Genomic DNA, 20,781 nt, shown 5'->3' with positions numbered 1-20,781 from the left:
CCCGACAGGCGGCCGACCGGTTTGCCTGCCGAACGATGTCCGCCCGCGGATGAACTGCCCCTGAACGGGGCGCCGGCCGCTACGGTTGCGCGCGAGGGGCGGCAGGGCCACTTCCGGTCGAAAGGAGCCGCCATGACCCGCCCCATCCAGCTCTGGTACTGGCCCACGCCGAACGGCTGGAAGATCTCGATCGCGCTCGAGGAAATGGGCCTGCCCTACGAGATGCGCCCTGTGAACATCGGCGCGGGCGAGCAGTTCGCGCCGGACTTCCAGGCCATCAGCCCGAACGGCCGCATGCCCGCCATCGTCGATCCGGAGGGACCTGACGGCGCGCCGCTGTCGATCTTCGAGTCGGGGGCGATCCTGCAGTACCTCGGCCTCAAGTCGGGCCGCTACTATCCGCAGGAGCCGCGGCGCCGGGCGGAGGTTGATCAATGGCTGTTCTGGCAGGTCGGAGGTCTGGGGCCCATGGCGGGCCAGACGCACCACTTCCGCCAGTATGCGCCGGCCCTGACCCTCGACCAGCGGCATCTGGCCTACGGCGTCCGTCGCTACACCGATGAGGCGCACCGGCTCTACGGGGTGCTGGACCGCCGGCTCGGCGACCGCGACTTCGTCGCCGGCGACTATTCGATCGCCGACATGACGATCTGGCCGTGGATCCTGCCGGCGTTGCAGGGGCAGGATCTCGCGGAGTTTCCCCACCTGAAGGCGTGGCGCGAACGGGTCGGCGCGCGGCCGGCGGTCAGGGCGGGCCGGGCGCTCGGCGACGACCTCCGCCGCAACCTGGCGGCCGCCGGCAAGGAGGCGGAGCAGGCGCGGAAGGTGCTGTTCGGCCAGAGAGGCCGGTAACCAGTCCGCAAGCTCTCGCTGACTCCTTGTTAGGCCGCGTGAAGCGGAGATTACCGAAGCATTTCAGAGGTGTTTACAGCGGCGAAGTATTCGCTCCCGTGGGTCTGAATTCGTACCATCCGGCCTTCGTTGTTAACTTTAACTTCAATCCGCGGGGCATTTCATCCGTGTCAGAGGGCGGGGCCAGAAGGGCTCCGGTTCGGGAGATACGGTGATGAACGCGCAAGAACACGCGCCGGCGATCAGCGAGGAGCAGGGCCTGCCCCTGCCGACCGCGGACATGAGCGGCGACGACCTGTTCCGTCTGGGCATGATGTACTCGACCGGCCAGGGCGGCTGCCCGATGGACCGGGTCTCGGCCCACATGATCTTCAACCTGGCGGCCATGAAGGGCTCCATCGAGGCGCGCGTCTACCGCCGCGAGATGAGCCAGGAGATGGATCGCGAGGAGATCAGCGAAGCCCAGAAGGCCGCGCGCCGCTGGATCGACGCCGGCGTGGTGACCCTGGCGGCCTGAGGGCCGCCCGCCGCCAGCCGCTCAGAACGACTGGTACTGCCCGCCGATCGCGTAGCTGAAGCCGATCGGCAGGGCGTTGCGGAACTGGGTGACGAAGTTGGCGACCTCGCCGAGCGTGGAGCGGGGGACGTAGAGGATGTCGCCGCGCCGCAGGGCCGCCACCTCGCCGCGGCGGGGCCGCAGGTCGAGCGGGCGCATCATGCGCACCCCGCCCGGCCCGCGACGGATCAGCGCCACTTCCTGCGGCCGGGCCGAGGGCAGGAAGTCCCCCGCCTGGATGATCGCCTGGTAGGCGTCGAGGTCCCCCGTCATCTCGATCATGCCCGGCGTGCGCACCTCGCCGCCCACCCAGACGCGGATCGGCCCGGCCGTCTTCAGGGTGATCTCGACCACTGGTCGGCGCAGCTGCCCCGCGAAAGCGTCGGACGCATCCGCCTCCAGCTCCGCCAGGGTGCGGTCCGCGGCCATGATCTGTCCGACCAGCGGCAGGGAGACCCGCCCGTCCGGGCCGACGCGCAGGGTGCGGGTCAACTCCGGGGCGGTCGGGGTGGCGATCTCGATCTCGTCGCCGGGATAGAGCACGTACTCGGGCTCGGCGTCGGTCCAGTCGGCGAAGGCGACTTCGGGGAAGGCGTGCGGCCCGGTCTGTCGCACCCGGGCGGCGCCCGGCGCCGGCGACGAGGCCCAGGCCGGCTCCCCGCCCCAGGGATCGCCCACGCCACCGCATCCTGCGGTCATCGCGCCGCCGACCCCGGCGAGGCCGAGGAGAAGGGTGCGGCGATGGATGGACATGGCGGAATCGCTCCGGTGCAGCGGCGTCGAGGGCAGGGTGGTCCGGCTATGGGTAACCCATGGTTAACGCCGGTGGGCGAAGGCTGCGCCGGTCAGTCCCGTTCGATGGAATCAGTCCGCCCGCATGCGCACGACGGCCTACACCACAGTCCGCCCGCGCTACGGCTTCGCTGACGTCGTCGGCCTGCTGTTCCGCGAACTGCTGCTGATGATCGTGGTGTTCCTGGCCATCTTCGCGCTGGGGGCGGCCGCCGTGCTGACGCTCAAGAAGTCCTACACGGCCAGCGCCAGCGTCTACGCCGGGGTCGGGCAGGAGTACGTCTACCAGCCCCGCGTCGGGGCCCAGCAGGACCGCGGCGGCCAGCCGCTGGAGGCGGACGCGGTGGCGCAGTCGGAAGCCGCCATCCTCGGCAGCCTTGAGGTCAAGCGCCGCACGGTGCGCGCGGTGGGCCCGGCGGCGATCCTCGGGGACGACGCGGCCGGAACCGCGGCCGAGAAGGAGACCGCGGCGCTCAAGGTGCTCGACAACAACCTCGGGGTGGGGGTCACGCCCGGCAGCGCCATCATCTCGGTCTCCTATCGCTCCGGCGATCCGCAGCGGGCGGCGAGGGTGCTCAACGCCCTCGTCGACCAGTACCTCGTGCGGCGCCGCGAAGTGTTCCGCGACCGCGCCGACCCCGCGCCCTATGCGGCGCAGCGGGAGGCCTTCGAGGACGACCTCGCCTCGGCCGACGCCGCCTACGAAGCCTTCCTGCAGTCCAACGACATCGGCGACTTCGCCACGGCCAAGGCGACGCTCGCGGCCAATTTCCAGACGGTCTCGGCCGAGACGCTGTCGGTGCGCGCCCAGCTGCAGCAGGCCAGCCAGCGTCTCGCCACCCTGGAGGCGCAGCTGGCGCAGCAGCCGGCGGAGGTCGTGCTGCAGCAGGACCTGAACATCTCGGCCCAGGACCAGATCCTGCAGCTGCGGACCCAGCGGGAGAACCTGCTCGCCCGCTACACCGAGGACGCCCAGCCGGTGCGCGACATCGACGAGCAGATCGCCCAGCTCCAGGCCTTCGTGGCGACCGGGACCGCGGTGGGCGCCAAGGAGGTCCGCACCGGCCCCAGCGCGATCTTCACCGAAATCGAGACGGCGCGGATCAACGCCGCCGCCGACCGCGACGCGCTGGCGGCCCGCCTGCGGGTGCTCGAAGGGCAGCTGACGACCCTGCGCGGGCGGCTGGCCGAGCTGACGCGGCTGGAGTCGACCCACGCCACCCTCGCCGGCAACCGCGAGACGCTGACGGCCGCCATCCGCGACTTCCAGCAGCGCGAGAGCCAGTCCCGCGCGGATCGCGCCCTCGTCGCCGCCGGCGCGGACAACGTCACCGTTCTGGAGCGCGCCCAGGCCCCGACGCGGGGCAGCAGCCTGAAGGCGCCCCTGCTGGCGGTGGTGTTCCTGTTCGCCGCCTTCACCGCCCTGTGCGTCGGCCTGCTGCGGGTGTTCACGCGCCGGGGCTACGCCACGCCGGCCTCAACGGGGCGGACGCTCGATCTTCCGGTGCTCGCCGTCGCTCCGGTGAAGGCCCGCTGACCCGCCCGTGTTACCGTAGGGTGTGGTGAACGGCGCGTAGCGATTCGATGGTCGATCTGACATCCGAGATGGCCGCCCTCTGGGCCGCGCTGGGGCCCGCGCCGGGTCACCGCGGCCGCGTGATCCAGATCGCTGCCGCCACGACCGGCGAGGGCGTCTCCACCGTGGCGCGGGAGTACGCCCGCCTCGCCGCCGTCCGGGCCCGCAAGCCCGTCTGGCTCATCGATGCGGACCTGTCCCAGCAGGGGCAGGTGGAGGCGATCGCCGCCCAGCCGGACCGCTTCGGGCGGATGGGCAAGGCGGCGGCGGCGACGCCGGACGGATCCATCTTCTTCGCCGTGACGCCGCGGGTGACGGACCGGGACGGCAAGCCCGTCCATCCGGCCCGGCTGGTGACGGCGCGGCCCTTCCTCGGCGGCCGTCTGTGGGCCACCCGTTTCGCGGGCGAGAACCTGCGTTCCGGCCAGCGGGCGGAGGTCCTGGGCGACGCGCGCTACTGGGACGCCCTGCGCCGGCACGCGGATACGGTGGTGATCGATTCTCCGGCCGCCGACCGCAGCGACACGGCCATCACCCTGGCGCCGTTCGTCGACGCGACGGTGCTGGTGGTCGCCGCCGGCGGCGCCTCCCCGGGCGAGCCGATGATCCTGCGCGACGAGATCGAGGCGGTGGGCGGACGGATCGCCGGGGTGGTGGTCAACCGGTCGACCTACCAGCCGCCCGCCTTCCTGCGCCGGCTCACCGGCTGAGCGATCGCTGACGATCCAGCCGGGCCACTTCGTGGGCGCCGTAGAAACGCGGCTCCAGACCCTTCATCCAGAAAAGCTTTCCGAGACCGCGGGCGGCGCGGTCCAGCGCCTCGGCCCGGCGGGGATGGCCCAGGACAGACAGGCCGGCGGCGACTGAACCCCAGATGGCGGTCTGGCCCGCGCCGATCACCATCCAGCGCAGCACGCCCGGCCAGTCGCGCGCCGCGGCGGCCGTCTGGCTCGGGCCCTGGCCGTAGGCGAAGGCGCGGGCGAGGGTGTAGCGGAGGGTGGCGCGGTGCGCCGGCGCGAACTCCTCCACCCGGGCGTCGGCCGCCCAGCCGAACCGGCCGCCCCGGCGCTGCAGTCCGGCGAACAGGATGTCGTCCTCGCCGCCCATGTCGTCGGCGGCGGTGCTGAAGGGGGCGGCGCCGGGCAGGGCCGTGCGCCGCAGCATCAGGGAGTTGCCGCAGCCGTAGGGCCGGTCGATCAGACCGGTCTCCGCGGGGCCCGCCCGGCCGAAGAAGCGCTCCAGATAGGGCTGGAGCCACGGCGCCGCCTCCGGCGCGCGGCCGGTGATGGGCCCGAACACCACATCGGCGCCCGTGGCCGCCTGTGCGTCGAGCAGGGCGGCGAGCCAGCCCCGCGAGGCGGCCTCGTCGTCGTCCAGAAAGGCGATCAGGGGGGCGTCGGTCGCGGCCAGGCCGGCGTTGCGGGCGGTGGCCACCCCGGGGGTCGGCGCATGCCGGTACACCAGGGGCCAGGGCGCCGCGGAGCGCAGCGACTCCACCATCGACGCGGCCGAGCCGGCCGGATCGTTGTCCACCACCACGATCGCCGCGATCCGGTCGTCCACCCCCTGCTGGGCGAACAGGGAGCGGAGGGCGCGCGCGAGGCTGTCCGGCCGCCGCAGGGTGGGCACGAGGACGGCGACGTCGCCCATCACACCGCCTCCGCATAGAGGGCGGCCCGGTACAGGCGCAGCGAGAAGGCCCGGGCGGCGGTCGGCAGCCACTCCGCGGTCGCGGCCCGCTTCAGCAGGCTACGGAGCGGCCGCAGGGCCGGCAGCCGGCGCAGCAGGCGCGCGGCGCGATAGCTGGGGTAGGCGGCGACGATCTCCGGGTGGCGCGCGGCCATCCGGCCGAAGTTGGGCGCCGACTGTTCGTACTTGGCGGCGAGGGCCGGGACGGTGTCGAGGCCCATGTGCGTCGCCGGGTTGTCGACGTGGACCACCGGGAAACGGCGGGCGACGCGGATGGCCCACTCCACGTCCTCCCAGCCCCAGCCGGTGAAGCCGGGATCGAAGGCCTCGGCCTCGAACACGTCGCGGCGGACGAGGAGGTTTGAGGTGTAGACGTATTTGGCCGGCTGCTTCGCCCGCTCCGGCGAGGGAACGCACTCCGACTTCGCCGCCAGGGCGCGGTGGACGGCGAAGCGAGGCGCGTCCGGCGCCTGCAGCAGGGAGAAGCCGCCGAAGGCGACCGCCGGCCGCTCGCGCCGCACCAGCGCCGCCCAGTCCTGCAGGAAGTGGGGACTGTCGGGCCGCATGTCGCTGTCGAGGAACAGCAGCGCCTCGCCCCGGGCGGCGGCGGCGAGGCGGTTGCGGCCCGGCGCCCGGCCCTCGTTGGCGGCGAGGGTGATCAGGCGCGCCGGCAGGGTCATCCGGCGGATGAGAGCCGTCAGCCGCGCGGTGAGTTCGGCGTCGGCGGTGCCGTCGTCCAGCAGGACCACCTCCACGCCGTCCCCCAGCGCCGGCGCCTCCGTCTCCAGCCGCTCCAGCAGGTCGGACGGGTCGTCGCGCAGGAAGGGCGTCAGCACCGACAGCGAGGGGGCGGCTCCGGCCCAGGCGGCGTTCTCGACGACGGCGGCGCTCATGCGGCGGCCTTCCGGGCCCGGAACCGCCGGACGAGACGGGCCGCCACGTCGCGCACGCCGGCGGCGTTCAGCGTCAGGGCCGCGGCGGCGTAGACGAGGGCGCCGACGCCGGCGTCGAGGACCAGTTCGGCCGCGCCGCCGAGCGGGGGCAGGGCGCGGACGACGAGGGCCATCAGGGCCGTGGCGGCGGCGCAGCGCAGCAGGCTGTCCCAGGCCACGGGCAGGGGCAGCACGGCGCGGCCGAGCGTCAGGGTGGCGGCGAGCCCGAGGGCGAAACTCGCCGCCGTCGCCCACGCCGCCCCCATGACGCCGAAGCGCGGCACGAGGACGAGGTTCAGGGCCACGTTGACGAGCGCGGGCAGGCTCATGGCCGCCAGCAGCCGACCGGTGCGCCGGCCGAGGGTGAAGGCCTGGCCGAAGTAGTAGGCGGTGAGGCCGTAGAGCAGGGCGGAGAGGGCGATCCACGGGGTGATGGCCGCCGCCGCCGTGCGCAGCTCCTCGCCGATCAGCACCTCCGCCAGCGGCCGGGCCACCAGGGCCACGCCCGCGGCCGCCGGCAGGCCGATCAGCAGGAAGGTGGACAGCTGCTCCCGGGCCGCGGCCTGCAGCCGGGCGGCGCCGCCGCGCTCCAGCGCCATGACCAAAGCCGGCTGCCCGGCCGCCCCGAGCCACAGGAACAGCACGTCCAGCGTCCGGTTCGCGATCGAATAGCCGGCGTGATAGGCGCCGACCGCCGCCTCGTCGAGGAAGGCCGCGAGCAGGAAGCGGTCGGTGGAGGCGAGCACCACGGTGAGCGCCAGGGAGGCGGCGATCGGATAGCCGTAGACGGCGTAGCCGCGCAGCCGCGCGGGCTCCAGCCGGCCGCCGCGCGCCTCGCGCAGTTCGGCGGGGAGCACGAAGGGCAGGGCGAGCAGGGGCGCGAGACCGAGGCCCAGCAGGGGCGCGGCCCCGCCGGCGCCGGCGAGGGCGAAGCCGACGCCGATGACGAGACCGCCGATGGTGGTGGCGATGTCCAGCCCCGCCGCCCGACCGACCTCGCCCGCGGCGCGGTAGCGTTCCTGGGCGAGCTTGACCAGGCAGCGGGCCGGCACGCCGGCGAGGCCGGCGGCGAGGGCGAGGCGGAACAGCGGCTCGACCGGCGACAGCCACAGAACCGCCCCCACGAGGACGAGGAAGCCGGCGGAGAGGACGAAGGCGATGCGGTAGAGGCTGGCGAAATGGCTCGCCAGCCCGGCGCCCGCGGTCTCCGCGGCCCAGAAGCGGGCCATGGCCGCCTCGAGCCAGCTGAACACCGCCACATGGGCGAGGGTCACCACCGAGAAGGCGAGGGCGTAGCGGCCGAACGCCTCGGCGTCGAGCAGGCGGGTGAACAGGACGATGGTCAGGAAGCCGACCACGCCCTGGACGATGTTGGCGGGCAGGTAGCCCCAGACGCCCTTCCAGAACATCAGCCGCTCCGGGTCACCGGACGGCCGCGCGGTCGCCGAGCAGGACCGGAACCGTGATCGCCATGATCCACAGATCCATCCACAGGCTCTGGCGCTCGACGTACTCGATGTCGAGGCGGACGCGGCGGCGGACGTCCTGGGCCGTGTGCAGGGGCCCGCGCGAGCCGTTCACCGCCGCCCATCCGGTCATGCCGGGCTTGATCCGGTGGCGGTGGGCGTACTCGCCGACCAGTCGGGCGGACTCCACGTGGCCGGTCTTCATGCCGATCGCGTGCGGCCGCGGGCCGACCAGGGACATCTCGCCGCGCAGCACGTTGATCAGTTGCGGCAGCTCGTCGAGGCTGGTCTTGCGGATGAAGCGCCCGATGCGGGTGACCCGGTCGTCGTCGTGGGTCACCTGGCGGCTGGCGGTCGCGTCGGCCGCCTCGTGGCGCATGGAGCGGAACTTCCAGACGACGATCTCTTCCTGGTTGAAGCCGTGCCGCCGCTGGCGGAACAGCACCGGGCCGGGACTGTCGAGGCGGATGGCCAGGGCGATCAGGGCCATGACCGGGGCGAGCAGGACGAGGGCGAGGAGGCCGAGGATCAGATCCTGCAGGCGCTTGTTGAACGCCCGGCGATCGGGATCGGCCGGCCCGCTGACGTCGGCGAGCGGGGCGGCGGCCAGACGGTCGAGGGCGGAGGCGGTCTCGGCCGGGCCGTCCGGTTCGACCAGCAGGGTGACCTCGTTCGGCAGCGTCCCGAGGCGGGCGGTCAGCTCCCGCACCCGCGCCTCCGCCCGCGGATCGATGGCCAGAACCACGCGATCGACATACGGCGTCATGCGGTGGGCGAGCAGGTCGTCGGCGGCGCCCAGCACCGGCACTCCGGCCACGGCCCGCGGGGCCCGGGCCAGCCGGTCGTCGAAGATTCCCAGCACGTTCAGGTCGCGGCGCTTGAGGGCTTCGCGGATCAGACTCTCGGCGTGACGGGTCGCGCCGACAAGGACGATGTTGGGGGTGAGGGCGCCCGAAGTCCGCCAGCGGTCGACGAGGCGGCTCCAGCCCAGGTGCATGGTCCCGAGGAGGCCGAGCGTCAACACGGCCCACAGGGCGAGCGCGCGCGTCGACGCGCCTTCGCCGTCCACGAGGAGACCGGTCGCGAAGGCGGCCGCCGCGCCGGCGGCGACGATGGCGAAAACCGCGAGCAGACGCGGGCCCTGTCGTTCGCCGCGGGCGAAGCGGTAGCGCCCGGTGGCGCGCATCAGGCCGAGGATCGTCGCGGCCCCGACCGCATAGGGCGCCACGTCCGCGACCTGCGCGCGGACGAGCGGACCGGAGGCGGCGGCCCAGGCGCAGACCAGGGTGAGACCGAGCACCGCCAGCACGTCGAAGGCGCGGAAATAGTGGGCGGCGAGGCGGGAGGCGTGCCGCTGACGGGCGTTGAGCCAGACCTCGGGCCGGAACGGTCCCCGTCGCGCGGCGCCGTCGCCGGCCGTCCGCGCGGGCGGCCGCGCCGGCGCAGCGTCGTCAACGGTCAGAGGGCTGGCGGCGTGGGTCATGCGTCCGGGCGGAAGGTTTGGCCCGAGCTTGCCGCGTCCGCCTCACTGTCGCGTTAACGGGCGGCGGCGTCGCCAGACCCGTTGCGCCCGCCCGCGCGCTCCGGTAAGCACGCCGCCTGCCGGAGACGTGGCCGAGTGGCTGAAGGCAACGGTTTGCTAAATCGTCGTACCCTGTAAGGGGTACCGAGGGTTCGAATCCCTCCGTCTCCGCCATTTCTTCATAAACGCCTTGAAAACAGCAAGTTGGCTCGTCACAGAGTGAGCCTGTGTGACGCTTTGTGTGACGCGCAGGATCGCCGTTTCCGGGCCGTCGAATCTCGTCAGGATGGCGCTCGGGAGGAGCGGCTTTGACGGGCACCGACAACAAGAAGTTCGCGAAGATCGTCCGGGCTGCAATCGGGGCCGCCGCGCTCTGGTTCTATTTCGTCGTGGTGACGGGACTTCTGCCTATGCGGAATGGCGGCGCCCCAAACTTCGCGGTCACTGGCCAGTTCGGCGACAGTTTTGGTTTCATTGGCGCGATGATGGCCGCGCTTGCCGCCTACTTCGCCTACCGGACCTACCAAGCTCAGTCGGAAGAGACGCAGTTGCTACGGCGGGAGCGAGCGGAGGCCGCCCGACTTCGTGCGGAGCCCTCCTTTTTAGACCTCTTGGAACGTCGGTATGACCTACTGGAGAAGGTCGCTTACACTTACGGAAGTCATCACCACGAGGGTCAGTTCGGGGTCGATAGGATAGCCGGGTTCATCGAAAGTGCGCCCCGCTCCGACCCTCAGCTCACGGTGATGGAGGCGTATGGGCGCGTAATGGCCCACGTAAAGAACCACTCGAACCTCTTCCGCTTCATCTATCACATAGTCCGTTATGCCGAGAGGCACTTCGATGGGAAGACCGGTGATGACCGCATCATCGTTCGAGACGACTTGTCGTATCAGTATGTGCGCCTGCTCCGATCACAGCTGTCAGACAGTGAGTTATTCCTTATCGCACTGAACGTGCTGACGCGCGAAGGGGAGGGTGCGAAGCGGTTGTATGAACGCTACGCTCTCTTCCACAATCTCAGCGAAGGGCGAAAAGCTCTCGTCCGGGCGGCAGGGGATTGGGATGAGCGCGCATTCGGTCTGCCACCCGATCCAGTCAGATGAAGGGGGACGATTTGGACAACGAACTTCAGCAACTTCGCGATGAGCTTGCCTCGATCCGTCAAAGCATCTGGTTCTGGTCCCAGCCTAACGCGAAGATCGGTTCGCAGAGGCCCGGCGAGGCGTTCCGAGACTACACCCCGCAGCACCTCGCGAGTCTCAAGGCCAGCGAGGCGGAATATGTGAAGCTCATCGCCGATATCGAGAACGGCGGGCTTTAACCCCGTCGCGCGCGAGCAGTTGGGGTTGTGATGGGGCGTAGATTGAAGCCGAGTCAGTTGGTGCCCTACGAATGGCGAGCCGTCATCAATCCGTGGGTTCAGGACGCCGATCTCGCCCGTGTCCTCATCCTCCGTTCTTCGATCCTCTGGAGCTACAGCCACGTTGAGCAGAAGCTAACGGACGTGGCGATCCGATGCTCAATGGTCCCAGAGTATCGTGATCTTCGGGAGACACCGCCCTTCAGCAGCGCAGCCCGGATCAGCTATCTCCGGAAGGTGCTAGCCACCGACGGACCGCTGTCGCGCTTTCAACGGCTGGGAACAGCCATTCTGGACCGCTACGAGGCGAGCCGAGCCATCCGGAATCGGATGGCTCACTCTGACATGAAAGTTCTCCCGCGTGGGCCGACGACGTTCGACGAGATCGTGATCGATGGAGGCCGGATCACCCACCGGATCAGCAACTACTGGCCCGGACAACTTGAAGCGGTCGCGGTCCGAGCCGCTCGGTTTAGCCGAGCGGTGCAACACATCCACTATGTGATGTTCGCCGATGACCCGATCCCTTCCGGGGCTAACGAGGTCGAGGACTAGATGGTGATGGCGGGAGCTGACTCCCGTTAGAAGGGAAGGTCCGCTGGTAACTCCGTCCAATAGGGATCGATGTAGGGGCATTCGTAAACCGGGCCGGTGTTGTCATCGCGCACCGACTCAAAGAACGAGCGTGCCGCTTCGTGGAGTTCTTCAGGGATAATCAGGAACGCGACGTTCTCCGGATTGAATCTGAAGTCTCCCAGCACCCGCCATTCCCGTTCCCACTCGAAGAAGTAGGAACCCGCCTCATATGCCCCCGGTGACCCGACGCGGGCGACGCCGCGTCGGACCGGCAGGCCGCCGCTTCCCGGGAACAAACGGGGCCGCGCGGCGGCCCCGGCCCCGCTCAGCCTCCCGCGATCGCCGCCTCTCCGGACGCCGCGGCCGACTGGCCGAGCGGGGGGAGACGGCGCCAGGCGGCCAGCGCCTGCCCGGTGACCTGGTCCATGTTGTAGTAGCGGTAGGTCGCCAGCCGGCCCACGAACGCCACCTCGGGCCGGGTGGCCGCGAGAGCCTCGTACTTCTTGAAGAGCGCCTGGTTCTCGGGCCGGGGGATCGGATAGTAGGGATCCCCTTCCGCCGCCGGATACTCGTAGGTGACGCTCGTGCGGTCGTGGGTCTGGCCCGTCAGGTGCTTGTACTCGGTGACCCGGGTGTAGGGGGTGGTCTCGGCCGGGTAGTTCACGGTCGCGACCGGCTGGAACCACTCCTGATCGAGCGTCTCGTGGCGGAACCTCAGCGAGCGGTAGGGCAGCTCGCCGTAGCGGTGGTCGAAGAACTCGTCGATCGGGCCGGTGAAGATCAGGCGGTCGTGCAGGACCTCGTCCACGACGTCGCGGTACTCCACCCCGGTCTCGATATCGATCCCGTCGTGATCGAGCATGTTCTCGAACATGCGGGTGTAGCCGTGCAGCGGCATGGCCTGGAAGGCGTCCGTGAAGTAGCGGTCGTCGGTGTTGGTCCGCGTGGGCACCCGCGCCGTCACCGACCTGTCCAGCTCCGACGGATCCAGGCCCCACTGCTTGCGGGTGTAGCCGCGGAAGAAGGTCTCGTAGAGCTCGCGGCCAATGGCGTTGACGACCACGTCCTCCGAGGTGCGGATGCGCTCGACCGGCTCGGCGCGGGAGGCGAGGAAGGCCTCGGCCTGCTCGTCCGACCGCAGGTCCAGCTCGTAGAGGGCGTTCAGCGTGGTGCGGTTGATCGGCATCGGCACGAGCTGCTCGCCAACCTGCGCCAGCACCCGGTGCTCGTACGGCCGCCACTCGGTGAAGCGGGACAGATAGTCGAAGATCTCGGCCGAGTTCGTGTGGAAGATGTGCGGCCCGTACTGGTGGATCAGCACGCCGGCGGCGTCGAGCCGGTCGAACGCGTTGCCGGCGATGTGCGGCCGACGGTCGATGAGCAGCACCTTCTGGCCCTGGGACGCGAGTCGCTCGGCCATCACGGAACCGGCGAAGCCGGCGCCGACCACGAGGGCGTCGTAGTGGGAGCGGCGCAACGCCGGCCAGACCGAGGGAGCGGCGACCGCCGGCCGCTGGATGGCGAACGACCGCCGCTCGGCCGCGGAGTCGATCAGCGCCGACATGCGAAGCTGGGTCTGGTCCCACGACAGGCTGGCGAGCACGGCATCGACGTCCTCAAGCCAGCCCGCCTCTTCGCCGCGAGCGAGAGCCAGCGCCGTCTCGCAGCTCTCGACGAAACTCTCGACGTCGGCGGCGATCCGCACCGCCTCCAGGTCGCCGTAGTGGCGCACGACGTCCCGGACAGGCGTCGACACCACCGGCCGGCCGGCGGAGAGGTATTCCGGCGTCTTGGTGGGGCTGATGAAGCGGGTCGACTCGTTGATCGCGAACGGCATCAGGGCCACGTCCCAGTCCGCGAGGCAGTCGGGCAGGTCGTCGTAGGTCTTCTGGCCCGTCCAGGCGATGTTCGCCCGCCGGGGGAGGCTCTCCGGGGCGATCTTCACCACGGGACCGACCATCTCCAGATCCCAGTCGGGGCGGGCGTCGGCGACTCCGGCGATCAGCTCGAGATCCATCCGCTCGTCGATGACCCCGTAGAAGCCGAACCGGGGCCGCCGGTCGCCGCCGGCGCGGTTGAGCTCGCGCGCCGTGGCGAAGTGGGCGCGATCCACGCTGGAGGGGAACGGGTGGATGTTGCCGTGGAGGTGCTGCTTGGCCTCGAACAGGCTGTGGCCGCCGGTGAACACCACGTCGGCCGTGGCGAACAGCTCACCTTCCAGGGTGGTCAGCTCCGGCGGGGCGAACCTGAAGTTCGCGAGCTCGTCCATGCAGTCGTACACGACCGCCGCAGCTTCGATGTGCCGCGCCAGCGGCAGCATCATCGGCGTGTAGTACCACAGGACCGGCCGCTCGATCCGGTGGGCGGCGAGGGCCTCGTCGAGGAGCTGGCGCAGCACGGCGTTGCGGCAGGCGCCCTCGAGGCCGTCCGGCAGCCGCGGGGTGGCGACGATCACGCCGCTTTCGGCGCAGGTCCGGAGATCGATCCCCATGGCGGCCCCGGGTTCCGCCGGCAGCGGCTCCTCGAACACCAGCACGGTCCGGTTGGCGGCGAAGCGGGACATCAGGTGCTGCGGCCGCTGGAACACGAAGTCCCAACGCAGGTGCGAAAGGCAGACAATCGGATCGGCCCGCTCGTGCGGCTTGCCCAGTTCGATAACGACTGCGCTCTGCGTCGGGCTCGATGTGCGGTCCATGGGGGCTCTTTCGCGGGAGGGAATGGACTCCCCCAACCGCTGACACGCACATTGGTTGCACGCTATTGAAAAAGCTTGTCTTTTGCAGACGTCAATGTCGGCCCACCGACATTTCCGGCGGAGCCTCGCACGGGGGGTAGAGCAGCCGTTCCGCCTGCTCCCACCAGCCGGCGGCGCCGACCGGCGGGGTTTCGCCGGCGGCGAGCCGGCGCACCAGCGCCGCCAGCGGCGTCGCCTCCGGGGTCCCCGTCGAGACGTCGAACACCCCGGCTTCATAGCTGCCGACCCAGCGGGTCAGGAGGCTGTCCCAGTCATGGCTTCCGAGCAGCGCCCAGACGGTGACCGCCCGCACGTCGATCCCTTCCCGCCGCGCCTCGAGGGCGGCGCGCCAGCAGGCGGAGAGCCACCGCTGCTGCTGGTCCGGGGTGCAGCCGAGGTGGCACTCCGTGACGGCGACCGGCAGGCCGTACCGGCCCCACACGGCCTCGAGGCTGCGCCGCCAGCCGCAGGGATAGTCGGCCAGCACCCGCACGGCCTCGACGTCGGCGAAGGCGATCTCGCCGTTTCCGCCGTGCGAGCGCTCCGGATAGCGCTCGAGGCGGTGATCGAGGAAGCGGTCGCTGGTCACGTAGTGATTGAGCCCCAGCAGGTCCGGGGGGCAGGGCGCCTCGGCGATCGCGTCGAGCCGGCGTCCGAAGCCCAGCCGCTCCAGCCGCAGCCACAGAGGATGCTCCGGGACCACCCGTCCGGTCAGAAGATCCCATGTCATCAGCCGTCGCGCGTTGTCGTGCCGCACCTGGGCCGCACACGGGTCAGTGCCCCAGGTCCAGCCGAAATCCTCGGTCTGCACCAGCCGCGCCGCCGGGTTCACCTCGCGGATCGCCTGCATCGCCAGACGGACGCCGTCGATCTGGTTCAGCAGCGCCAGCCAGAAGGACGCCTCGTCCCGGGCGTGCGGGTGCCAGTGGCCGTACAGGGCGCTGAACCGGGCGGTGGTCAGCGGCTCGTTCACCGGCGTCCAGTCCTCCACCCATGGATACCGGCGCGCCGCGGCGGCTGCGTATCGCGCCAGTCCGGGCGCGAAGCCGGGGTCCAGCAGGTCCGTCCACGCCGGCCCCGAGCCATGGTGCACCAGACCGGCGACCGGGCGCAGGTCCAGCGCGCGCATCCGCCCGAGTCGCTCGTCGGCCCAGCTCCAGTCGAAGCGGCCGGGCTCCACCTCGGTGCGTTCCCACAGAAGGGGATAGCGGAGGGCCTTCAGGCCGAGCCGGGCGAAGCGGTCGAGATCGCCCGGCCGCTCCTGGTGGCCCGACAGGCGGGTCTGGTCGAGCCAGGCGTCGCCCACGCGGTTGACGGTGCATTCATGCCCGCCCCAGAGCTCCAGACCGCTCACGCAACCTCCCGCGTCGTCGCCAGCAGCCGGTCGCCGAACGCCGGACGGCGCCGCCACGCCACGGCCGTGGCCACGATTTCGTCGAGACTGGTGAAGGACGGCCGCCAGTCGAGCCGCTCGCGGGCGCGGCCGGCGTCGGCGACGAGGCAGGCCGGATCCCCCGGTCGGCGGGCGCCGACGGAGAACGGCGTCGGCCGGCCCACCGCCCGCGCCACCGCCTCGACCACCTCGAGAACCGAGAAGCCCCGGCCCGTGCCGAGATTCATCGCCACGAAGCCGTCGGGGCCGGGGTCGACGTCCAGCGCCAGCACATGCGCCCGCGCCAGATCGGACACGTGGATGTAGTCCCGGATGCAGGCGCCGTCGGGGGTGGGGAAGTCCTGTCCGAAGACGGTCAGCGCCGGGCCGAATCCCAGCGCCGCCTCGATCGCCAGCGGAATGAGATGGCTCTCGGGCGCGTGCGCCTCGCCGATCTCGCCCTCGGCGTCCGCCCCGCATGCGTTGAAGTAGCGAAGGGCCACGCCGCGGACGCCGTAGGCCCGGGCCGAGGCGGCGATGAGGCGCTCGGCGGCGAGCTTGCTGTCGCCGTAGGGATTGATCGGCTGGGTCGGCAGCGTCTCCCGCAGAGGCGCCAGCGACGCCGCGTCGGGCTGGCCGTAGACGGCCGCCGTCGACGAGAACACCAGCCGCTCGACGCCGCAGGCCCGCATCGCCTCGAGCACGACGGCGACCCCGCCGAGGTTGACGTCCCAGAAGACCGCCGGGTCGTGGACCGAGCGTCCGACCTCGATCAGACCGGCGAAATTGATGACGCTGTCGATGCGGTGTTCGCGCAGGCAGGCCTCCACGGCCGCCCGGTCGCGGATGTCGCCGACGACCAGAGGTCCCCAGCGGACCGCCTCCCGGTGGCCGTTGCTGAGGTCGTCGAAGACGACGGGCGTGTGCCCCGCCCGCGCAAGCGCCTTGGCCGTGTGCGAGCCGATGTATCCCGCGCCGCCTGTCACGAGAACCCGCCGTCCGTCGCTCATGCCTTACTCCCGTCGAAGGCTGGGCCAACCCCCGGCCCCGGCGGTGGTTCCTGTGTCGGCGGCCCGACGCAGACGCGCGTCGGAGCAACCATTCGCCCGGCGGACGGTTGGCGGGCGGGACACCGGAGCCTGCATGATCCTCCGCCTCTACCTTCGCGCGCTCCGCCTGCTGCGCCCCGATCTGCGCCGGGCGACGGCGCTCGCCGTCGGCAATCTCGTCCTCGGCGGCCTCGCCGTGGTGGAGCCGGTGCTGTTCGGGCGGGTGGTCGACGCCCTGACGCGTGGCGCCGGGCCGTGGCGGCTCATCGGCCTGTGGGCGGCGCTCGGCATGGTGAGCATCGCCGGGTCGGCCCTGGTCTCGCTTCTCGCCGACCGGATGTCGCACCGTCGGCGGCTCGCGGCGATGAACGAGGCCTTCGACCGGGCCGTCACCCTGCCGGCCCCCTTCGTGTCCGAAAAGGGCACCGGCCGCATCATCCGGGCCATGCTCACGGGCGGCGACGCCCTGTTCGCCCTGATCCTGTCCTTCTTCAGGGAGCAGCAGCCCGCCCTCGTCAGCCTGGTGCTCCTCCTGCCGCTGGCCTTCTGGATCGATCCGATCCTCGCTTCGGTGCTCGTGGCCCTGGCCGTCGTCTACGTCGCCGTCAGCTGGCTGGTGGTCGGCAAGACGGAGGCCGGGCAGGCGCAGGTCGAACAGCACCACCAGGCCGTCTCCAGCCGCATCGGAGACGTGATCGCCAACGTCGGCGTGATCCAGGCGTACATGCGCGCCCCGACGGAGGGGGCCGATCTGCGCAGCATGACCGCCCGCCTGCTGGGGGCCCAGTATCCGGTGCTCAGCTGGTGGGCGGTGCTGATGGTGATGACCCGCGGGGCCTCCACCCTGGCGATGGTCAGCCTGTTCGCGACCGGGGCCCTCCTGCTGGCGGCGGGGCGCGTCACGGTCGGGGAGATCGTCAGCTTCATCGGCTTCGCGGGACTGCTCATCGGCCGTCTGGACCAGCTCTCGGCGTCGTTCGCCCGCGTCTTCGTGCAGGCGCCGACGCTGCAGGGCCTGTTCGATCTGATGGACACCCGCCAGGAGTTCGCGGACGCCCCGGACGCCGTTCCCCTCGTCGACGTCCGGGGTGAGATCGTCTTCGAGCGCGTCAGCCACTGGTTCATGGACACCCACATGGGCGTGTTCGACATCGACCTGCGCGTGCCCGCCGGCTCGAAGGTGGCGCTGGTCGGATCGAGCGGGGCGGGCAAGACGACCCTGATGAACCTGCTTCAGCGCCAGCGTGAACCGGCCACCGGCCGCATCCTCATCGACGGCCAGGACATCCGCCGGGTGACCATCGCCTCGCTGCGGGAGGCGATCGGGGTGGTGTTCCAGGACGCCGGCCTGTTCAACCGCTCGATCGCCGACAACCTGAGGCTGGCGCGGCCGGACGCGACGGACGCGGAACTCGAGGCGGCGGCGCGGGCCGCCGAGGCCCACGACTTCATCGTCGCCAAACCCGGCGGCTACGCCTTTGTCATCGGCGAAGGCGGTCGTCTGCTCTCCGGCGGCGAACGCCAGCGGCTCGCCATCGCCCGGGCCATCCTCAAGAACGCCCCGATCCTCATCCTTGACGAGGCGACGAGCGCCCTCGACACGGTGACGGAGATGAAGGTCAAGCAGGCGCTGGACGCGGCGGCCGCCGGCCGGACCACCTTCCTGATCGCCCACCGGCTTTCGACCATCATCGACGCCGACCTGATCGTGGTGATGGACAAGGGGCGCATCGCCGAAAGCGGAACGTTCCGTGAGCTGATCTCACGGGACGGAGCCTTCGCCGCCCTCGCCCGCAAAGGCGGCCTGCCGACGGGCGCCGAGGTCGCCGTCGCCGAACGGACGGGCGGCGAACCGCTCGCGTCGGCGAGCTGACCGTCCTCCGCCGGGGCGCCCCCTTCACGCCGGGCGCAGGATCATGACTCCGGGTCCGGATCGAACCAAAGCCGCGCCGAGGGATTCCCACACCGGAAAGTTCGAGGAGTCGCCCCATGTCCCTGCCACCGCGATGGTTCGAGTCTAACGCCGGGCCGGCCCGGCGTCGCTGGCTCGTCGCCCTTCCTGTCGCCGGCGTGCTGGCGGTGGGGCTCGGCGCGGCCGCGATGGCCCGGCTCCCGGCGCCGGCCGCGCCGGCGACCGGCGGCGGGACGCTCCGGATCGAGGTGGTGCAACCCCCGGCGCCCCGCATCCAGGAAGGCCCGAGGATGGGCGTCGGCGAACTGGTCGACGGCTACCGGCACATTCCGGCGGCGCAGCGCCGACACGACTCCGCCGCCGACGAACTCTTCGCCTGGCTGGAGCCGCTCGCGCCGCCGCCGCGTCCCGAGCCGCCGGAACGGGAGAGGGCGCGCCCCGTGGAGACGGCGATGATCGCTTCCGGACCGGCGGAGCCCGCGTATCAGGACCGGCGCGGCGATCCCTATGGCTTCGACGCGCCGCGACCGGACTATGCGGCCGCCCGCGCGGCCCGGCGGGAGCGCCTCGAGCGGATCGAGCGCGAGCGGGAGCGGTTCGCCTACCGCCGGGAAGCGCCGTGGCGACGGGCCCCGTCGCGCCCCGACCCGGACTGGCGGCCGGTCGCGGAGCTGCCGCGCGAGTCGGTCTTCTACTGAGGCGCGGGCGCGCCACGCGAACTTGACCCGGCGTGATCTTGGCAGGCGGGCCGCTGCGGTCTAGGTCGAAGCCTTCATCGTCCCCAGGGAGAGACGCTCATGGCCGATCTGGCCTCTGTCACCGAACACATCCGCGGCGCCGTCGGCGACAACTCCGGTCTGGGCAAGACCGTGAAGCTCGACCTGGGCGACACCGGGAAGATCTTCATCGACGGCGCCTCGGTTCCGAACACCGTCACCAACGAGGACAAGCCGGCCGACGCCACCGTCTCGATGTCGTGGGACGACTTCATCGCCCTGTCGGAAGGCCGGCTGGACCCGATGATGGCCTTCATGCAGGGCAAGCTGAAGATCGCCGGCGACATGATGATCGCCCAGAAGCTCGCGCCGCTGCTGAAGCGCTGAGTTTGCTTCGACGCAACGAAGTTCGCGGCGCGGCGTCCCACGGATGCCGCGCCGTTTCTTTTTCGGGACAGGACTGACGCCATGGACTTCCGTCACACCGACCGCGCCCTCGAGTGGCAGGACCGCCTGCGCCGCTTCATGGACGAGCGGGTGCTGCCGCGCTCGGCCGAATACTGGGCCCAGGTGCGTGAGGATCACACGCGGCAGCCGCCGGTCATGGAGGAGATGAAGGCCCAGGCCCGCGAGGCGGGACTGTGGAACATGTTCCTGCCGGGCGAGCACGGCGCGGGCCTGACGAACCTCGAGTATGCGCCGCTGGCGGAGATCATGGGCCGCGCCCTGTGGTCGGCGGAGGTGTTCAACTGCAACGCGCCGGACACCGGCAACATGGAGGTCCTGCACCTCTACGGGGACGAACCGCAGAAGCGGCGCTGGCTGGAGCCGCTGATGGCCGGCGAAATCCGCTCGGCCTTCCTTATGACCGAGCCGGAAGTGGCCTCGTCCGACGCCACCAACATCCGCACCCGCATCGAGCGCGACGGCGACCACTATGTGATCAACGGCCGCAAGTGGTGGTCCACCAACATGGCCCACCCGAACGTCGCGGTGACCATCGTCATGGGCAAGACCGATCCGGATGCGGCGATCCACGCCCAGCAGTCGATGATCATCGTGCCCGTGGATGCGCCCGGCTTCCGCGTCGAGCGCATGCTGTCGGTGTTCGGCTACGACGAGCGGCCGATCGGCCACGCCGAGGTGGTGCTGGAGAATGTCCGCGTGCCGGCGGAGAATCTGATCGCCGGCGAAGGGCGCGGTTTCGAGATCGCCCAGGGCCGGCTCGGGCCCGGCCGGATCCACCACTGCATGCGCACCATCGGGGCGGCCGAGCGGGCGCTGGAGCTGATGGTGGACCGGCTGCTGTCGCGCACGGCCTTCCGCAAGACCATCGCCGAGCACTCGGTGTGGGAGCAGCGGGTCGCCGAGGCGCGCACCAACATCGAGATGTGCCGGCTGCTGGTGCTGAAGGCGGCGTGGATGATGGACGAGGTCGGGGCGAAGAACGCCAAGTCCGAGATCGCCCAGATCAAGGTCGCGGCCCCGCGCATGGCGCTGAAGGTGATCGACGACGCCATCCAGGCCTTCGGCGGCGCCGGGGTGTCGGCGGACACGCCGCTGGCCGAGATGTACGCCATGGTCCGCACCCTGCGCATCGCCGACGGGCCGGACGAGGTGCACAACCGGACCATCGCCCGGCTGGAGTACGCGGCGCGCAGCGGACGCGGCTGA

Annotated in this window: 19 protein-coding genes and 1 tRNA gene; 12 read left to right on the top strand and 8 right to left on the bottom strand. The window is 71.1% G+C overall.

Features of this window, described 5'->3' with window-relative positions:
* The first annotated feature begins 132 nt into the window (after positions 1-132).
* Together H2038_RS08785 and H2038_RS08780 are read left to right on the top strand one after the other, a co-directional pair.
* Positions 133-852 carry a glutathione S-transferase N-terminal domain-containing protein gene (locus tag H2038_RS08785; protein ID WP_292111784.1) on the top strand — a complete coding sequence of 240 codons (720 nt, stop codon included), beginning with the start codon at positions 133-135 and terminating at the stop codon, positions 850-852.
* A gap of 214 nt (positions 853-1,066) precedes the next feature.
* Complete coding sequence (locus tag H2038_RS08780; RefSeq protein ID WP_292111782.1) at positions 1,067-1,369, top strand: sel1 repeat family protein; 303 nt, start codon at positions 1,067-1,069, stop codon at positions 1,367-1,369.
* Positions 1,370-1,390: 21 nt separating this feature from the next.
* Here H2038_RS08780 and H2038_RS08775 read toward each other — a convergent pair whose 3' ends face one another.
* Complete coding sequence (locus tag H2038_RS08775) at positions 1,391-2,161, bottom strand: polysaccharide biosynthesis/export family protein (protein WP_292111779.1); 771 nt, start codon at positions 2,159-2,161, stop codon at positions 1,391-1,393.
* A 124-nt stretch (positions 2,162-2,285) separates the two neighbouring features.
* Between H2038_RS08775 and H2038_RS08770 the strand changes: the two genes are divergently transcribed.
* Positions 2,286-3,737 carry a chain-length determining protein gene (locus tag H2038_RS08770; protein ID WP_292111776.1) on the top strand — a complete coding sequence of 484 codons (1,452 nt, stop codon included), beginning with the start codon at positions 2,286-2,288 and terminating at the stop codon, positions 3,735-3,737.
* A 47-nt stretch (positions 3,738-3,784) separates the two neighbouring features.
* Complete coding sequence (locus tag H2038_RS08765) at positions 3,785-4,486, top strand: hfsB (RefSeq protein ID WP_292111773.1); 702 nt, start codon at positions 3,785-3,787, stop codon at positions 4,484-4,486.
* Here the strand turns inward: H2038_RS08765 and H2038_RS08760 are convergent.
* From H2038_RS08760 to H2038_RS08745, 4 genes are read right to left on the bottom strand one after another with little or no spacing between them, the layout of a single operon-like run.
* Entirely contained in the window at positions 4,476-5,426 is a 951-nt protein-coding gene (locus H2038_RS08760) for a glycosyltransferase family 2 protein (RefSeq protein ID WP_292111770.1), read from the bottom strand. The genes H2038_RS08765 and H2038_RS08760 overlap by 11 nt on opposite strands.
* Complete coding sequence (locus tag H2038_RS08755; RefSeq protein ID WP_292111767.1) at positions 5,426-6,358, bottom strand: glycosyltransferase family 2 protein; 933 nt, start codon at positions 6,356-6,358, stop codon at positions 5,426-5,428. The genes H2038_RS08760 and H2038_RS08755 overlap by 1 nt, the downstream gene beginning before the upstream one ends.
* Positions 6,355-7,806: a lipopolysaccharide biosynthesis protein gene (locus H2038_RS08750; RefSeq protein ID WP_292111764.1), complete on the bottom strand. Its 1,452-nt coding sequence runs from the start codon at positions 7,804-7,806 to the stop codon at positions 6,355-6,357. The genes H2038_RS08755 and H2038_RS08750 overlap by 4 nt, the downstream gene beginning before the upstream one ends.
* Positions 7,807-7,819: 13 nt before the next feature.
* Positions 7,820-9,346, bottom strand: coding sequence for an exopolysaccharide biosynthesis polyprenyl glycosylphosphotransferase (locus tag H2038_RS08745; RefSeq protein ID WP_292111762.1), 1,527 nt, complete (start codon positions 9,344-9,346; stop codon positions 7,820-7,822).
* 121 nt (positions 9,347-9,467) lie between these two features.
* Between H2038_RS08745 and H2038_RS08740 the strand changes: the two genes are divergently transcribed.
* From H2038_RS08740 to H2038_RS08725, 4 genes are all read left to right on the top strand, one after another.
* Positions 9,468-9,559: transfer RNA gene (locus H2038_RS08740), tRNA-Ser, on the top strand.
* 134 nt (positions 9,560-9,693) lie between these two features.
* Complete coding sequence (locus H2038_RS08735) at positions 9,694-10,491, top strand: putative phage abortive infection protein (protein ID WP_292111760.1); 798 nt, start codon at positions 9,694-9,696, stop codon at positions 10,489-10,491.
* Positions 10,488-10,709, top strand: a complete 222-nt coding sequence (locus tag H2038_RS08730; RefSeq protein WP_292111757.1) for a hypothetical protein — start codon at positions 10,488-10,490, stop codon at positions 10,707-10,709. Before H2038_RS08735 ends, H2038_RS08730 begins: the two co-directional genes overlap by 4 nt.
* 57 nt (positions 10,710-10,766) lie before the next feature.
* Positions 10,767-11,303, top strand: coding sequence for a hypothetical protein (locus H2038_RS08725; protein ID WP_292111754.1), 537 nt, complete (start codon positions 10,767-10,769; stop codon positions 11,301-11,303).
* 346 nt (positions 11,304-11,649) lie between these two features.
* On the opposite strand, the gene glf is transcribed toward H2038_RS08725, so the two are convergent.
* From glf to galE, 3 genes are all read right to left on the bottom strand, one after another.
* Entirely contained in the window at positions 11,650-14,019 is a 2,370-nt protein-coding gene (glf, locus tag H2038_RS08720; protein ID WP_292111753.1) for a UDP-galactopyranose mutase, read from the bottom strand.
* A 91-nt stretch (positions 14,020-14,110) separates the two neighbouring features.
* The gene (locus H2038_RS08715) at positions 14,111-15,412 is read right to left on the bottom strand and encodes a hypothetical protein (protein ID WP_292111749.1); all 1,302 of its coding nucleotides are present in this window, start codon (positions 15,410-15,412) and stop codon (positions 14,111-14,113) included.
* Positions 15,409-16,440: a UDP-glucose 4-epimerase GalE gene (gene galE, locus H2038_RS08710; protein ID WP_292111747.1), complete on the bottom strand. Its 1,032-nt coding sequence runs from the start codon at positions 16,438-16,440 to the stop codon at positions 15,409-15,411. Before galE ends, H2038_RS08715 begins: the two co-directional genes overlap by 4 nt.
* 133 nt (positions 16,441-16,573) lie before the next feature.
* Here galE and H2038_RS08705 point away from each other — a divergent pair, with 133 nt between their 5' ends.
* The 4 genes from H2038_RS08705 to H2038_RS08690 all read left to right on the top strand — a co-directional run bounded on the left by H2038_RS08705 (position 16,574) and on the right by H2038_RS08690 (position 20,781).
* Positions 16,574-18,352, top strand: coding sequence for a glucan export ABC transporter ATP-binding protein (locus tag H2038_RS08705; RefSeq protein WP_292111745.1), 1,779 nt, complete (start codon positions 16,574-16,576; stop codon positions 18,350-18,352).
* Positions 18,353-18,468: 116 nt separating this feature from the next.
* Entirely contained in the window at positions 18,469-19,089 is a 621-nt protein-coding gene (locus H2038_RS08700) for a hypothetical protein (RefSeq protein ID WP_292111743.1), read from the top strand.
* Positions 19,090-19,188: 99 nt separating this feature from the next.
* Positions 19,189-19,494 carry an SCP2 sterol-binding domain-containing protein gene (locus tag H2038_RS08695; protein ID WP_292111741.1) on the top strand — a complete coding sequence of 102 codons (306 nt, stop codon included), beginning with the start codon at positions 19,189-19,191 and terminating at the stop codon, positions 19,492-19,494.
* 81 nt (positions 19,495-19,575) lie between these two features.
* Complete coding sequence (locus H2038_RS08690; RefSeq protein WP_292111739.1) at positions 19,576-20,781, top strand: acyl-CoA dehydrogenase family protein; 1,206 nt, start codon at positions 19,576-19,578, stop codon at positions 20,779-20,781.

This window comes from Brevundimonas sp., assembly GCF_013912005.1.
Lineage (GTDB): Bacteria > Pseudomonadota > Alphaproteobacteria > Caulobacterales > Caulobacteraceae > Brevundimonas.
This window is presented reverse-complemented; position numbering and strand designations above follow the sequence as displayed.

Coding starts and splice junctions, on each gene's coding strand:
- H2038_RS08785 (WP_292111784.1), top strand. CDS start 133: ATGACCCGCCCCATCCAGCTCTGGTACTGGCCCACGCCGAACGGCTGG.
- H2038_RS08780 (WP_292111782.1), top strand. CDS start 1,067: ATGAACGCGCAAGAACACGCGCCGGCGATCAGCGAGGAGCAGGGCCTG.
- H2038_RS08775 (WP_292111779.1), bottom strand. CDS start 2,161: ATGTCCATCCATCGCCGCACCCTTCTCCTCGGCCTCGCCGGGGTCGGC.
- H2038_RS08770 (WP_292111776.1), top strand. CDS start 2,286: ATGCGCACGACGGCCTACACCACAGTCCGCCCGCGCTACGGCTTCGCT.
- H2038_RS08765 (WP_292111773.1), top strand. CDS start 3,785: ATGGTCGATCTGACATCCGAGATGGCCGCCCTCTGGGCCGCGCTGGGG.
- H2038_RS08760 (WP_292111770.1), bottom strand. CDS start 5,426: ATGGGCGACGTCGCCGTCCTCGTGCCCACCCTGCGGCGGCCGGACAGC.
- H2038_RS08755 (WP_292111767.1), bottom strand. CDS start 6,358: ATGAGCGCCGCCGTCGTCGAGAACGCCGCCTGGGCCGGAGCCGCCCCC.
- H2038_RS08750 (WP_292111764.1), bottom strand. CDS start 7,806: ATGTTCTGGAAGGGCGTCTGGGGCTACCTGCCCGCCAACATCGTCCAG.
- H2038_RS08745 (WP_292111762.1), bottom strand. CDS start 9,346: ATGACCCACGCCGCCAGCCCTCTGACCGTTGACGACGCTGCGCCGGCG.
- H2038_RS08730 (WP_292111757.1), top strand. CDS start 10,488: ATGAAGGGGGACGATTTGGACAACGAACTTCAGCAACTTCGCGATGAG.
- glf (WP_292111753.1), bottom strand. CDS start 14,019: ATGGACCGCACATCGAGCCCGACGCAGAGCGCAGTCGTTATCGAACTG.
- galE (WP_292111747.1), bottom strand. CDS start 16,440: ATGAGCGACGGACGGCGGGTTCTCGTGACAGGCGGCGCGGGATACATC.
- H2038_RS08705 (WP_292111745.1), top strand. CDS start 16,574: ATGATCCTCCGCCTCTACCTTCGCGCGCTCCGCCTGCTGCGCCCCGAT.
- H2038_RS08700 (WP_292111743.1), top strand. CDS start 18,469: ATGTCCCTGCCACCGCGATGGTTCGAGTCTAACGCCGGGCCGGCCCGG.
- H2038_RS08695 (WP_292111741.1), top strand. CDS start 19,189: ATGGCCGATCTGGCCTCTGTCACCGAACACATCCGCGGCGCCGTCGGC.
- H2038_RS08690 (WP_292111739.1), top strand. CDS start 19,576: ATGGACTTCCGTCACACCGACCGCGCCCTCGAGTGGCAGGACCGCCTG.